Origin of the sequence: Streptomyces sp. NPDC048734, assembly GCF_043198675.1 — a bacterium.
Classification (GTDB): Bacteria; Actinomycetota; Actinomycetes; order Streptomycetales; family Streptomycetaceae; genus Streptomyces.
In genome coordinates this window covers 204,064-216,170 of sequence record NZ_JBICUZ010000007.1, presented here as the reverse complement: position 1 = coordinate 216,170, position 12,107 = coordinate 204,064, and the positions used below count along the sequence as shown (strand labels likewise).

Genomic DNA, 12,107 nt, shown 5'->3' with positions numbered 1-12,107 from the left:
GCAGGGCTCTTGGCGCGAGGCGCTCGGAGCGGGGCGCTCGGGTCAAGGCGGACTCACCGCCGTCGGCCGGAGTTTTACTGAGCGTTCGCTAAGAACGTAGGAGCGCGATGCCGGTCGGTCAACTCCCCTTGCAGAGATAGTTTTTCTGGACGCACACTGGGGAAGTGACATCAGGCCGGCCACCGGGGACCGGGTTTCACTGATCGATCGCTAAGCAGTCGGAGGGAGGCGTGGTGGACTCACGGCCGTACGATGTCGCCGATCGCCGCCCGTCCCGAGGAGAGCCGTTGAACACCGCGCCGAGCCAGGACACCACACCGCCGGCGGAGCACTGGCGCTCCTACGGGCCGCTCGAGCTGCACCCGATCCTGACGCACGCCATGGAGGCCTTCAACGAAGCGGGCTACCACGGCACTTCGGTCCGGGACATCGCCGGCCGCGTCGGCGTCACCGTGCCCGCGCTGTACTACCACTACGAGAACAAGCAGGCTCTGCTGACCACGCTGCTGGAGACGTCCATCAAGGACGTCCTGGACCGCTGCCGCGCCGCTGCCGGGGAGGCCGGGGAGGATCCGCTGGCGCGCTTCTGCGGCATGGTCGAGTCGATCGTGCTCTACATGGCCCACCGTCGGCAACTGGCCTTCCTGGACACGGAGATCCGCAGCCTGGAGCCCCAGAACCGGGCGCGCTACGTCGCCCTGCGCGACTATCTCGAGCACATGCTGCTGGACACGGTCGAAGCGGGCCGCGCCCAGGGGGTGTTCACCACACCGATCCCGGCCGACGCGGTGCGTTCGGTGCTCGTCATGTGCCAGGGGGTCGCCAACTGGTTCCGCGAGGACGGTCCGCTCACCCCGGAGGAGGTCGCCGAACGCCACGTGCTGCTGAGCCTCGGCACCGTGGGCCACCCCGGCGCGGTCACCGGCGACCCTCCGCTCCCGTTCCCACGGCCCGCTCCTCCCCGGACTCCGGCGGCCGGCAGTGGCCGGCAGCGGTCGGGGCGGCCGTCTCCGGCGCGCCCCGCCCCGGAGACATCCTGACGTATCGCTTCCACGGTGCCACCACCGACGAGAGGACACCCGCATGGACGTGCTCGAGGCCCGCGCCCGGTTCCAGGAGCTCCGGGAGCAGGACGGCCCGGTCGACCCCGCCGAACTCGACGAGATCTGGGCGGCGTTGGCCACCGTCCGCCCCGAGGAGATACTCGGTGGGTGGAAGGGCGGCGAATTCGCCACCGGTCACCCGCTCAACGGCATGCTGGCGAAGGCCGGCTGGTACGGCAAGACGTTCGCCTCCGTGCACGACGCCAAGCCGCTGATGTGCCGGGACGACAAGGGCGAGCTGTACTCCAACCGCGAACTCGGCAAGGGCGAGGCCAGCCTGTGGACCGTGGAGTTCCGCGGAGAGACGACGGCCACCATGGTCTACGACGGCCAGCCGGTCCTCGACCACTTCAAGCAGGTGGACGACACCACGCTGATGGGGATCATGAACGCCAAGGGGGTCCCCCCGGAGGGCCCCTTCTACTACTTCTTCCTCGAGCGCGTCCCCGAGGGATCGTGAGGCGCGTCCGCGCCGCGGTCGTCGAGGCGCCGGGCGCCCCGTTCACCGTCCGGGACGCGGACCTCGAGGACCCGCGGCCGTACGAGGTCCTGGTGAGGATGACCGCGGTCGGCATCTGCCACACCGACCTTGCGATGCGGGACGTCTGGCCCCGGCGGCTCACCCCGATGGTCTTCGGTCACGAGGGCGCCGGCCGGGTCGAGGCGGTGGGCTCGGAGGTGACCGGCCTCGCGCCGGGAGACTCCGTCTGCCTCACCTTCGCCAGTTGCGGCGCCTGCGAGCAGTGCGCGGCGGGCCACCCGGCGTACTGCCGCTCCGCGCAGGCCCGCAACTTCTCCGGTGGGCGCGACGACGGCACCACCTCGCTCTCGCTCGGCGGCGCACCGCTCCACGCCGGCTTCTTCGGCCAGTCCAGCTTCGCCACGCACACCGTCGTCCACGAACGCGGCGCGGTCAAGGTGCCCTCCGACCTGCCGGCCGCGGTCGCCGCGCCACTGGGCTGCAGCGGCCAGACGGGCGCGGGCACCGTGCTCAACCGGCTGCGCCCCGAACCGGGCTCCTCGCTGGTCGTCCTGGGCGCGGGCGGGGTCGGTCTGAGCGCGCTGATGGCCGCGGTGGCCGCGGGCTGCGATCCGGTGGTGGCCGTCGACCCGGTCGCCTCCCGCCGTGCCCTGGCCACCGGACTGGGGGCCACGGCGGCCCTGGCCCCCGGGGACGGTCTGGTGGCGGCGCTGCGCGACCTCACCGGCGGTGGTGCGCACCACGTCGTCGAGACCACCGGCCGTCCGGAGATGGCCCGCAGGGCCGTCGGCGCACTGCGCCCGCGGGGCGAACTCGCCCTCCTCAGCATCGGCGGTGAGGTGACGTTCGACGTGATGGGCCTGCTCGCCAAGGGCGTCCGCGTGCACGGGGTGATCGAGGGGGACTCCGACCCCGGCCGCTTCCTCCCCGAGCTGATCGGCCTGCACGGTCGTGGCCTCTTCCCGCTCGACCGGCTGGTCACCACGTTCCCGTTCGAGGACATCGGCGCGGCCGTGGCCGCCATGGGGGACGGCACCGTGGTCAAGCCGGTCCTCACCTTCACCTGACCGGCTGCTCCGGCACCGGGAACGGCGGTGCCGGACGGCGGGCCCCGCCGGACTGCCGACAGCCGCCCGTCGCCCATCGGCAGTCGCCCATCGGCAGTCGGCAGTCGGCAGTCGGCAGTCGGCAGTCGGCAGTCGGCAGTCGGCAGTCGGCAGTCGGCAGTCGGCAGTCGGCAGTCGGCACGAGCCGTACGCGTCCCGGGACGGCGGATCAAGCGGGAAGTGATCCCCGGTGAGTGGTCCCGCGGTCGCGTCCCGGGCGGTCCGCGCCGAGGCGGCCGGGCCCGCTGACGGCGTGTGATTGACTGAACCGCATGGCTCCCGCCTCCCCGTCCGCCCGTCCGGCCGCGACCGCCGATCCGGCCCCGGGCACGCGGCCCCGCAATCGCAGGCAGCTCATCCTCGACGCGGCGGGGCGGGTCTTCAGCGAGCGCGGCTACCACAAGGCGTCCATGGAGGAGGTCGCCGCCGGCGTGGGTATCACCGCGGCCGCTCTGTACCGGCACTTCCCGAACAAGTACGCGCTGTTCGCCGAGTGCGCCCACGTCATGGTGGACGGACTGGCCGCCGCACTCGACGAGGTGCCGTCCGGAGCGCCCTTGACGGAAGTGCTGACCGCCGTCACCCGGGTCACCGTCGCCCATCGCGCGTCGGGCGGGGTGTACCGCTGGGAGGCCCGGTACCTCAACCACGAGGACCGCCGACGTCTCGGGGGGAAGTTCGGTCGCCTCGTCGAGCGGGTCGACGAGGCGGTGCAGCGCGAGCTCCCCCTGCCCGACGGCCGTCTGCGGGCCATGGCTGCCCTCGGTGCGATCGGGTCCATCACGATGCACCACACCTCCATCGCCGGGCGCCGCGCCGAGACCCTGCTCCTGGCGTCCGCGCTGCGCGTGGCCGCGACGGGTCCGGCGGCGGGACGGCGGGCCGCGCGCCCCGTCGAGCTGCCCGCCCGGCCGGTGCCGCGCACGCGACGCGCGGAGATCCTCGCGGCCTCCGTCCCGCTGTTCGCCCGGGACGGTTTCGCCAACGTCACGAACGGACAGATCGCGGAGGCGGTGGGACTGACCCCGTCCGCGCTCTACCGCCATTACCCCGGCAAGGTCGACATCCTGGCGGCGGCATGCCTCCAGGCGGCGGGACTGCTGGCCCAGGGCGTGGAGCGGAGTCTGCACGAGGTGGCCGGCCCGCACGACGCCGTGGTCGCGCTGGCGGCGACGTACGTGGCCTACTGCTTCGAGCACACCGAGCTGAACAGCGTCGCCGAGGCCGAGCTGGCCGGCTTGCCGGCCGACCTGCGGCGGCCCCTGGTCGTCGCGCAGCGGGAACACATCGCCGTCTGGGAGCAGCAGTTGCGGCTGGCCCGTCCGGAGCTGTACCCGCGCCAGGCCCGGGTGCTGGTGCACGCGGGGTTCGGCGTGGTGGTCGAGGCGGGGCGCAGACTGCGGTGGCGGGACAGCCCCGACCACCGTGCGGCCGTGACGGCTCTGGTCGTGAGCGCTCTGGGCCTCTGACCTGCCTCGGAACCGAGCGGCGACGGGGCTCCGCGTCGTGAAGCGCCTCGCGCGCGTCCCCCTGATGCCCGCCCTGGCCCGTCTGCCGCGGGGCGGGCACGGGTGGGACCGGATCGCCGGCTCAGCCCGCCCTGTTTCCGGTGGGGATCGTGATGGGGGTGGTGGTCCCGGAGGAGCCCTTGTTGAGGAACAGCATGGCCAGGGCGCGCACGAACTGGTCGAACATGTAGAAGGTGCCGGGCATGACGGGCGACAGCCCCTCACGGAACAGGATGTACGCCGGCCAGGCGGTGCGGACCAGGGCCGCCGACGCGTAGTCGCGTTTCAGTCCCAGCCAGTCGCCGACCTCGTCGCTGAGGACGTAGCGCACGAACTCGTTCAGGAACCCGCGCGTGACGCCGAGGTCGATCTGCGCGGTCAGGCCGAGCAGTTCCTCGGCCAGGGCGATGCCCTCGGTCGACGGGGTCAGGATCGGGGTGAGCACCTGCGCCGACTGCCTCTCGGCCTCCGCCCAGGTCCGGGGGATGTGCTCGTACGGCACACCGAGCAGGTGGACGGCGACCTGCCACGAGTGCAGGAACGCCTCCTGGTCCGCGGCCGGGTACGGGATCCTCCAGTCGAGCAGCTTCCGGTGCACGTAGGTGCCCAGGCTGTGGAAGGTGACCAGGATGTCGGCGGCGCTGATCGGGACGCTCTCGTCGGCGACCGCCCGCCAGTGCGGCGACTGCGGCAGCAGGTGACGCACCGCGGCGTGCACCACGCGCGTCTTGTTGGCGGTGACGACGAACTGTCCCCTCGGGGTGAAGGCCCCCAGCTGGGACAGGTCGTAGCCGAACGTGAACGTCTTGGCCGCGCGGTCCTGCATGTCGGCGCCACCCGCGGACCAGTAGACGCTCTTGGCCTCGCGCGGGATCACGGTGCTCATGATGCCGCTGCCGAGGCCGTACAGCATGAAGAGGTAGGTGTCCCGGCGCCGGTTGAAGTCGGCGGCGCGGGCCAGCTTGGCGGGGTCGGCCCAGGAGGGCAGCCGGTTGACCTGCCCCAGGTACGCGGTGAACGCGGCCGGCAGGCCGCTGGGCAGCGGGTCGTTGTTGTTCACCCACGACGCCCATGCCGTGTTGATCGCCGGCACGTGTCCGTCGTCGAGCATCGAAGCCATCAGAGGGTCCGCCGCGTTGTCCCAGATCCACTCCGGACCGGTTCCCGCGGCGGCTCCGGTCACCGACCCGGTCGACGCCGGCACCGACGCCCGGGCGGGGTTCGCCACGGCCACGAGGCCGAGTGCGACACCGAGGGACAGAGCCCTTCGCCTGCTGAGGTTCTCCATTGACTTACCTGCTTCCCTGATGGGCCAGATGGTTCCAGATGCCTTCGCAGACTTGCCGGTTGTACGACCAGTGCGCGCCGAAGCTTGTCGCACGGATGTGATTTTCGATTAACATAGCGAGGTGTGTCACGGTCGGCAATGGTGATGACCGAGGGCTCGTCGTCGATGTCGGCGGAACCGCGCGCATCGCCGGCCGCCCTCGCGCCACCCGGCCTCCTGTGCCGCACACGGCCGTCGGCGTCGGTGCCGACGCCGACGTGACCGTCCTCGGCGAGCGGGGACCGCCGCCGGGCCGCCGCCGGCGCGGCACCGCCGAACCGCCTGGTGGGGCCGTCGGCCCGGTGGGGGCATCAGCCCGGTGACGGTGTCCACGGAATCGGTGGGGGCTCGAACATGGGCAAACGGCGCGCGGCCGGCGGCGAAACGTGCGCCTGGCGGCGCCGTCCCCTGGCCGCCGTCCGGCGTGTCCGAGCGGAGCGGCAGGCGTGCGGCCGGCCGCAGGTCGAAACGTTCCTTCCGCTTGTCACCCGCCCGGTCCCCGAACAACGCGGCGAAGAAACGGACACGAACGGAGAGGTGTGATCTCCACGGAATCCGGACTCTTCATATGAGCTGAGCTTCGGAAACGCTCTTGCCCGGCAGGCACGGTCTGCAGCTAGCTGGGTGCCGCGCCCACTTCCCGGCCGGGTTCCGGACGAACCCTCGGCCGGACCGACGGCACCGGGCAGTCCCGGGGCCGTCGGGCGGGGAAGTCGGCGGAAGAAGATCCGTACGTGAGGAGTAGCCATGAAGAAGGCCTACGAGGCTCCGACGCTCGTCCGACTCGGCACCTTCCGCAAGGAGACGGGGCTCCTGGGACGCTCCGGCAACGACCGGCTGATCCTGAGCAAGAACTGACGACCGACGGTCCTTGACCCGACGACATGACCGAACTGCACGAAAGTGCGGGGACGGGCCCCGGCGACGCGCACTTCGCGGTCTTCACCGACCGTGCGGACGCGGCCGCCGTGGCCCGCTCCTTCGCCCGTCCCGGAAGCCGGACCCTCACGCATGCATCGGGCCGGCCCTGGCTGGTCGGCCACTGGCACGACGACGAGGCCGTCACGGCGTCCGCCGGCGGCGTCCGCCTCGCCGTGGTCGGCTGCTGTCCGATCGACGCCGACGAACTGCGGCGCCGAGCCGCACGGTTGCGGGATCTCGCGGAGCTGGACGCCCTGGCCCGGTCCCTTCCCGGCAGTTTCCACCTCGCAGGTGCCCTCGACGGGCAGGTCAGGGTGCAGGGCACCGCCTCCGGACTGCGACTCGTCTTCCACGCGGAGATCGACGGCGTGCGGGTGGCCGCCACCCGCGCCGACACGCTCGCCGCCGTCCTGGGCCTGGACCCCGACGTCGAGGAGCTGGCCGTCAGGCTGCTGTGGCCCGCCCCCTACCCGTTGTCCGAAACGTCGCTGTGGCGTGCGGTCACCGCCGTTCCCCCGCAGGACGCCGTGATCGTCGCGGCCGACGGGCGCACCGTCCGGCACACGCGTTGGTGGACACCACCGGAGCCGGACCGGCCGCTCGCCGAGGCGGCGCCCCTGATCCGCGAGGCGCTGCGGGAGGCCGTGGACGCCCGCACCCGGCAGGGCGGCGTGGTCAGTTGCGACCTCTCCGGAGGCCTCGACTCCACCTCCGTCTGCTTCCTCGCCGACCGCTCCCCCGCCCGCGTGCTGGCCAGCACGTGGCCGGGACGCGATCCGGCGGACACCGACCTGCACTGGGCCGAGAGGGCGATGGACCACCTGCCCGACGTCGAGCACGTGGTCTGGGACGCCGACGCCTCGCCGCTGGTCTACGAGGACCTGCTCAGCGTCGACGACCTCCTCGACGAGCCCACCATCGGCGTCATGGACCGCTCCCGGGTCCTGCACCATCTGCCCGGTCTCGCCGCACGGGGCAGCCGGGTGCACCTGACCGGCATCGGGGGCGACCACGTGGCATGGTGCTCCGAGGCGTACTACCACCGGATGCTGCGCACCCGCCCCCTGCCGGCCGTGCGGCAGTTGCGCGGCTTCCGGGCGCTGTGGCAGTGGCCGCTCGACGGCACGGTCCGCGCCCTGGCCGACTCCCGGCCGTACGGGAAGTGGCTCGCCGACGCCGCCGGCCGGCTGCGCGCCCCTTCGCCCCCGTCCGTCGCGACGGGCCTCGGCTGGGGCATGGCGCCGCGCCTGTTCGACTGGGTGACGCCCGAGGCCGAGCGCATGGCCCGCCGGGCCCTGCTCGCGTCCGCGGCCGGGGTCTCGCCGCTGCATCCGGACCGGGGCATGCACAGCGACCTGGAGCAGATCCGCTCGTGCACCCGCGTCATCCGCCAGTGGGACCGGATGGCGGCCCGCGCCGGTCTGCCGATGGCCTCGCCCTTCCTCGACGACCGGGTCATCGAGGCCTGCCTCGCGGTGCGGCCGGGCGAGCGCGTCTCGCCCTGGACGTACAAGCCCGTCCTGACCGCCGCGATGCGCGGGATCGTGCCCGAGGCGTGCCTGCGGCGGGCCGACAAGGCCACGGCTTCCATGGACGCCGCCAACGGACTGCGGGAACACCGCGCCGACCTGCTGGCCCTGTGGGAGGACTCACGGCTGGAGGCGCTGGGCCTGGTCGACGGCGCCGAACTGCGCCGCCTCGCCCGGCGGCCCGCCTCTCCGGGACTGTCCGACGCCATCCTCTACTCCACGATCGCCGCCGAGGTCTGGCTGCGGGGACTCGCCCCCGGCCGCGCCCGCGCCCCCCGCCCCTGACCACGACCGCCGCACGACGACCCGTCCCCGTGCCCGTGTCCGTACGTCCCCCGCGCCCCACGCCCCACGTCCGCCCGACAGAAAGGCCTCCTCATGTCCCTGCGGTTCGGCGACAACGTCTCCACGGCCGAGACCGACTACGGCACGGTCCTCCTGGACGAACGGGTGGGCGCCTACTGGGAGTTGAATCCGACCGCCACCCTGGTCGTGCGGACACTGCTCGACGGCGGCACGGAGTCGGACGCGGCCGCCGCCCTGGCCGGGGAGTTCGACATCGACCAGGCGCAGGCCCTGACGGACGTCGAGGCGCTCGTGCGTGAGCTGCGGAACTCGGGACTCGCCTCATGACGACGCCCAGCGCGCTGGAACGGCCGACCGGTGTTCCCCTGGCCCGACGCCTGTCCGCCCGCCTCGTCCTGCTGCCGGCCGTGGTCCTCGCCCTCCTGCCGCCCCGTCGCATCCGCGCCGTACTCGGCGTCCTGCGACGCGGTGCCGCTCCCGCCACCGCCGCGCAGGCCCAGAGGGCACGCGACGCCATGTGCGCCGCCAGTCTGCACTGCGCCGGACCGAAGGGGTGCCTGCCGCGCTCCCTGGGGGCGGTGCTGCTGTGCCGGCTCGGCGGGACGTGGCCGACCTGGTGCACCGGGGTGCGCGTCGTCCCGCCCTTCACCGCGCACGCCTGGATCGAGGCGGAGGGCCGCCCGGTGGGCGAGGGCGTGCCGGAGGGCTACTTCGCCCGGCTGGTGGCCGTCGCCCCGTTGGCCCGGCCGACGGACCGATGACCGGCACGCCGGACCTGGACGACGGCCGGACCGGGGTCCTCGAGGGAGACAGATCCACTCGGGCGGCGGTGGCCACGATGTACCGGCTCGTCGCCGGGCACCGCAGGGAGGTCGCCGTCGCCACCGTGCTGACCCTGGTGGGCTCCGCCCTGGGCCTGGCCCAGCCGCTCGTCGCCAAGCACGTCGTGGACGCGAGCGGGCGCGGGCAGGTCGTCTGGCCGCTGCTGGCACTGCTCGGCACGCTGTTCGTCACCGAAGCGGCGACCGGAGCCGCGGGGCGCTTCCTCCTGGAACGGACGGGCGAAGGTGTCGTACGGCAGCTTCGGCACACCCTGGTGGGACGGCTGCTCCGGCTGGAGATGCGGGAGTACGACCGCCACCGGCGCGGCGACCTCATCTCCCGGGTGACCGCCGACACCACCCTGCTCCGGGAGGTCGTGTCGCAGGCGCTGGTCGACCTGGTGACGGGCAGCCTCGTGGCCACCGGGGCGATCGTCCTCATGGCGTGGCTCGACCCCCTGCTGCTGCTCCTGGTCGCCGTCGTCGTGACCGCGGCGGCCCTGGTCGTCGCCTCCCTGCTCAAGGGCATCCGGTACGCGTCCGAACGCATGCAGGACTCGGTCGGCGCCATCGCGGCCGACCTCGAACGCGCCCTGGGGGCCCTGCCGACGGTCCGCGTGCACCGCGCCGAGGAGCGCGAGGCGGCGGTCATCGGCGCACGCGTCGACGCGGCCCACGGGGCGGGGGTGCGCACCGCGAAGTTCGCCTCCGTCATGAGCCCCGCCGTCGAACTCGCCGTCCAGGGCTCCTTCCTCATCGTCCTGGTCGTCGGCGGCCTGCGCGTCGACGGCCGGGCCGGTTCACTCGGCGACCTCGTCGCCTTCCTGCTGTACGCCTCGTACCTCGTCCTGCCGCTGTCCTCCGTCTTCCACGCCGTGGGCCTGGTCCAGCGCGGGATGGGCGCCTACCGGCGCGTCGACGAGGCACTCCGGCTGCCCGTCGAACACACGGCGCCCCGGTTGTCGAAGGTCCGTCTCCCCTGTCCCCCGCCGTCCGCCACCGCCGGACAGCCGGCACTCGCGCTGCGCGACGTCCGCTTCGGGCACGACCCCGGCCGGCCGGTCCTGCGCGGCGTCTCGTTCACCGTCGCGCACCGGCAGCACGTCGCCCTGGTGGGCCGGTCCGGAGCCGGCAAGAGCACGGTGTTCGCCCTGGTGGCAAGGTTCTACGAGCCGGACGCGGGCCACGTCCTCTTCGACGGGGTGCCCGCGGCCCGGCTCAGCCGTGACGCGTGCCGCCGTCGCATGGCCGTGGTCGACCAGAACGCCCACGTCGTCCACGGCACCCTGCGCGACAACATCGCCTACGCCGTGCCCGACGCCCCGGAAGCGGAGATCCGGCGCGTCGTGGAACTGGCCCGTCTCGAGGAAGTCGTCGACCGGCTCCCCGGCGGTCTGGACGCCGTCGTCGGTGAGCGCGGCAGCACCCTCTCCGGCGGCGAACGGCAACGCGTCGCCATCGCCCGCGCCCTGCTGGCGCGCCCCGCGCTGCTCCTGCTGGACGAGCCCACCTCCCACCTCGACGCGATCAACGAGTCGGCACTCACCACCGTCATGAAGGACGTCGCCCGGGAGTGCGCCCTGCTGGTCGTCGCACACCGCCTGTCCACCGTGCAGCACGCCGACCACATCGTCGTGCTGCACGACGGCCGCACCACCGCCGCCGGACGCCACGAGGACCTGCTGGCCGGCAGTGCTCTCTACCGCGAGCTGGCCGCGGGCCAGATGCTCCGGCCGGGCGGGGACCCGGGGAGCGCGAGCCGCGCGGGAACACCGGGGTGAGGTCCCGCCGTCCGGCCGGGGGCAGCACGCCGGCCCGGACGGCGATCCGCACCGGTCACGGCCGGGCGGCGATGCGCGTCCCCGACCGGGGAGTCGTCGGGGCACGCTCGCACGGCCGCCGCCCCGCGCGGCTCACCGCGCCGGCCGGGAGCAGCACCATGAACCCGCCGAGGAGTCCGGTCGACTGCCGCGGATCGTCGCCCGGGGACCGGAACGCCTGCCCCGGCTCGGCTTCCGCCTCCCCACCGAGGCCGAACACGGCACTCGCGGAGGCGGTGAACTCCTCCCGCATCCGCACCCGCACCCGCCCCGGCACCGGCACCGGCACTGGCCCCGGCACCGGGGCGTAGGCGCTCACGAGTCGGCACGGAGGCCCGCGATCCGCGGCCCGCGCGGACAGCTCACCGGCCCGATGACGCCCACCACGACCGGCAGCCCCGCCCCGGGACCGACGCAGCCCGGCCGCTTCTGCCGCCGCGCGGGCCGGTCCCGGGGGCGGACGGCGGCTGCCGGCGATGCCCGGGCACGCCGACCGGGTCCGCCCCTCCGGCGACACCCCGGCGGAGGTCTCCGTCCCGCCGCCCCCTCCCAAGCTCCGGAACGCGCGACGGCGCGTGCCGCGGCACGTCGTGGAGGGCCGCGGCGCGGAGCCGGTGAGCGGCGGCCGTGTCGCGCTCGTCGCACAGGCTCAACGACATCGGGTACCGCGTGCCCCCCGGACTTCCGGCATACCCCCCTGGGGTATATAGTCGACCCTGTCGGGAGGAGCGGATCGAGCCCCTCCGGAAGCGACCCACGCATCGACAGCCGAGGAAGACGCCATGACCGACCTGAAGAACTCCGGCTCCTGCTGCTCCACCGACGGCTCGTGCCACTCGGACGCCGCGGCCGACACCCTGGACGGCGCCGTCACCACTGTCTACCAGGTGTCCGGCATGACCTGCGGGCACTGCGAGGGCGCGGTCTCGCGGGAGATCTCCGCACTCGACGGCGTCACCACGGTCACGGCGGTCGCCGGGACCGGTGAGGTCACCGTCACCTCCGCCGCCCCGCTCGACGAGGAGGCCGTCCGCGCCGCCGTCGACGAGGCTGGTTACGAGCTCGCCGGCACGGCATGAGCCCGTCCGGGGCCCGACAGCCCCGGAGCACGCGCATTCCTCCCCGCCGGGGCGTGCCGCTCCGCTGATACGGACGCCGCACGTCCCGGCCCTCCCCAGGAGTACC

At 73.6% G+C, this 12,107-nt stretch carries 12 protein-coding genes; 10 read left to right on the top strand and 2 right to left on the bottom strand.

All coding sequences use genetic code 11. From position 1 onward, the window contains the following. The first annotated feature begins 287 nt into the window (after window positions 1-287). The 4 genes from ACGFQC_RS20510 (at window position 288) to ACGFQC_RS20495 (ending at window position 4,159) form a co-directional block, all read left to right on the top strand. The gene (locus tag ACGFQC_RS20510; protein WP_363089731.1) at window positions 288-1,040 is read left to right on the top strand and encodes a TetR/AcrR family transcriptional regulator; all 753 of its coding nucleotides are present in this window, start codon (window positions 288-290) and stop codon (window positions 1,038-1,040) included. A gap of 43 nt (window positions 1,041-1,083) precedes the next feature. Beyond that, window positions 1,084-1,563 (top strand): DUF4334 domain-containing protein, encoded by a 480-nt coding sequence (locus tag ACGFQC_RS20505; RefSeq protein ID WP_363089732.1) that lies wholly within the window; start codon window positions 1,084-1,086, stop codon window positions 1,561-1,563. Then, a complete protein-coding gene (locus tag ACGFQC_RS20500; protein WP_363089733.1) occupies window positions 1,560-2,651 on the top strand; it encodes an NAD(P)-dependent alcohol dehydrogenase in 1,092 nt (363 codons plus the stop codon). Before ACGFQC_RS20505 ends, ACGFQC_RS20500 begins: the two co-directional genes overlap by 4 nt. Window positions 2,652-2,962: 311 nt before the next feature. Next, the gene (locus ACGFQC_RS20495; protein WP_363089734.1) at window positions 2,963-4,159 is read left to right on the top strand and encodes a TetR/AcrR family transcriptional regulator; all 1,197 of its coding nucleotides are present in this window, start codon (window positions 2,963-2,965) and stop codon (window positions 4,157-4,159) included. A 121-nt stretch (window positions 4,160-4,280) separates the two neighbouring features. Here the strand turns inward: ACGFQC_RS20495 and ACGFQC_RS20490 are convergent, their stop codons facing one another. Next, on the bottom strand, window positions 4,281-5,486 hold the full coding sequence (locus tag ACGFQC_RS20490) for an oxygenase MpaB family protein (RefSeq protein ID WP_363089735.1): 1,206 nt from the start codon (window positions 5,484-5,486) through the stop codon (window positions 4,281-4,283). A 786-nt stretch (window positions 5,487-6,272) separates the two neighbouring features. On the opposite strand from ACGFQC_RS20490, the gene ACGFQC_RS20485 reads away from it, so the two are divergent. The 5 genes from ACGFQC_RS20485 to ACGFQC_RS20465 all read left to right on the top strand — a co-directional run bounded on the left by ACGFQC_RS20485 (window position 6,273) and on the right by ACGFQC_RS20465 (window position 10,883). Next, window positions 6,273-6,383, top strand: coding sequence for a keywimysin-related RiPP (locus ACGFQC_RS20485; protein ID WP_107102704.1), 111 nt, complete (start codon window positions 6,273-6,275; stop codon window positions 6,381-6,383). Between the two features lie 26 nt (window positions 6,384-6,409). Continuing rightward, window positions 6,410-8,260, top strand: coding sequence for a lasso peptide isopeptide bond-forming cyclase (locus ACGFQC_RS20480; RefSeq protein WP_363089736.1), 1,851 nt, complete (start codon window positions 6,410-6,412; stop codon window positions 8,258-8,260). Between the two features lie 93 nt (window positions 8,261-8,353). Next, the gene (locus ACGFQC_RS20475) at window positions 8,354-8,608 is read left to right on the top strand and encodes a lasso peptide biosynthesis PqqD family chaperone (protein ID WP_363089737.1); all 255 of its coding nucleotides are present in this window, start codon (window positions 8,354-8,356) and stop codon (window positions 8,606-8,608) included. After that, window positions 8,605-9,042, top strand: a complete 438-nt coding sequence (locus ACGFQC_RS20470; RefSeq protein WP_363089738.1) for a lasso peptide biosynthesis B2 protein — start codon at window positions 8,605-8,607, stop codon at window positions 9,040-9,042. The genes ACGFQC_RS20475 and ACGFQC_RS20470 overlap by 4 nt, the downstream gene beginning before the upstream one ends. After that, window positions 9,039-10,883, top strand: coding sequence for an ABC transporter ATP-binding protein (locus ACGFQC_RS20465; protein ID WP_363089739.1), 1,845 nt, complete (start codon window positions 9,039-9,041; stop codon window positions 10,881-10,883). The genes ACGFQC_RS20470 and ACGFQC_RS20465 overlap by 4 nt, the downstream gene beginning before the upstream one ends. A gap of 55 nt (window positions 10,884-10,938) precedes the next feature. Here ACGFQC_RS20465 and ACGFQC_RS20460 read toward each other — a convergent pair whose 3' ends face one another. Next, a complete protein-coding gene (locus ACGFQC_RS20460; protein ID WP_363089740.1) occupies window positions 10,939-11,241 on the bottom strand; it encodes a hypothetical protein in 303 nt (100 codons plus the stop codon). Window positions 11,242-11,704: 463 nt separating this feature from the next. On the opposite strand from ACGFQC_RS20460, the gene ACGFQC_RS20455 reads away from it, so the two are divergent. Further along, window positions 11,705-12,001, top strand: coding sequence for a heavy-metal-associated domain-containing protein (locus tag ACGFQC_RS20455; protein WP_363089741.1), 297 nt, complete (start codon window positions 11,705-11,707; stop codon window positions 11,999-12,001). Window positions 12,002-12,107: the final 106 nt, after the last annotated feature.

Bases quoted from the DNA above. Each gene is read 5' to 3' on its own strand.
- ACGFQC_RS20505 (WP_363089732.1), top strand. From the start codon at position 1,084: ATGGACGTGCTCGAGGCCCGCGCCCGGTTCCAGGAGCTCCGGGAGCAG.
- ACGFQC_RS20495 (WP_363089734.1), top strand. From the start codon at position 2,963: ATGGCTCCCGCCTCCCCGTCCGCCCGTCCGGCCGCGACCGCCGATCCG.
- ACGFQC_RS20490 (WP_363089735.1), bottom strand. From the start codon at position 5,486: ATGGAGAACCTCAGCAGGCGAAGGGCTCTGTCCCTCGGTGTCGCACTC.
- ACGFQC_RS20485 (WP_107102704.1), top strand. From the start codon at position 6,273: ATGAAGAAGGCCTACGAGGCTCCGACGCTCGTCCGACTCGGCACCTTC.
- ACGFQC_RS20480 (WP_363089736.1), top strand. From the start codon at position 6,410: ATGACCGAACTGCACGAAAGTGCGGGGACGGGCCCCGGCGACGCGCAC.
- ACGFQC_RS20475 (WP_363089737.1), top strand. From the start codon at position 8,354: ATGTCCCTGCGGTTCGGCGACAACGTCTCCACGGCCGAGACCGACTAC.
- ACGFQC_RS20470 (WP_363089738.1), top strand. From the start codon at position 8,605: ATGACGACGCCCAGCGCGCTGGAACGGCCGACCGGTGTTCCCCTGGCC.
- ACGFQC_RS20465 (WP_363089739.1), top strand. From the start codon at position 9,039: ATGACCGGCACGCCGGACCTGGACGACGGCCGGACCGGGGTCCTCGAG.
- ACGFQC_RS20455 (WP_363089741.1), top strand. From the start codon at position 11,705: ATGACCGACCTGAAGAACTCCGGCTCCTGCTGCTCCACCGACGGCTCG.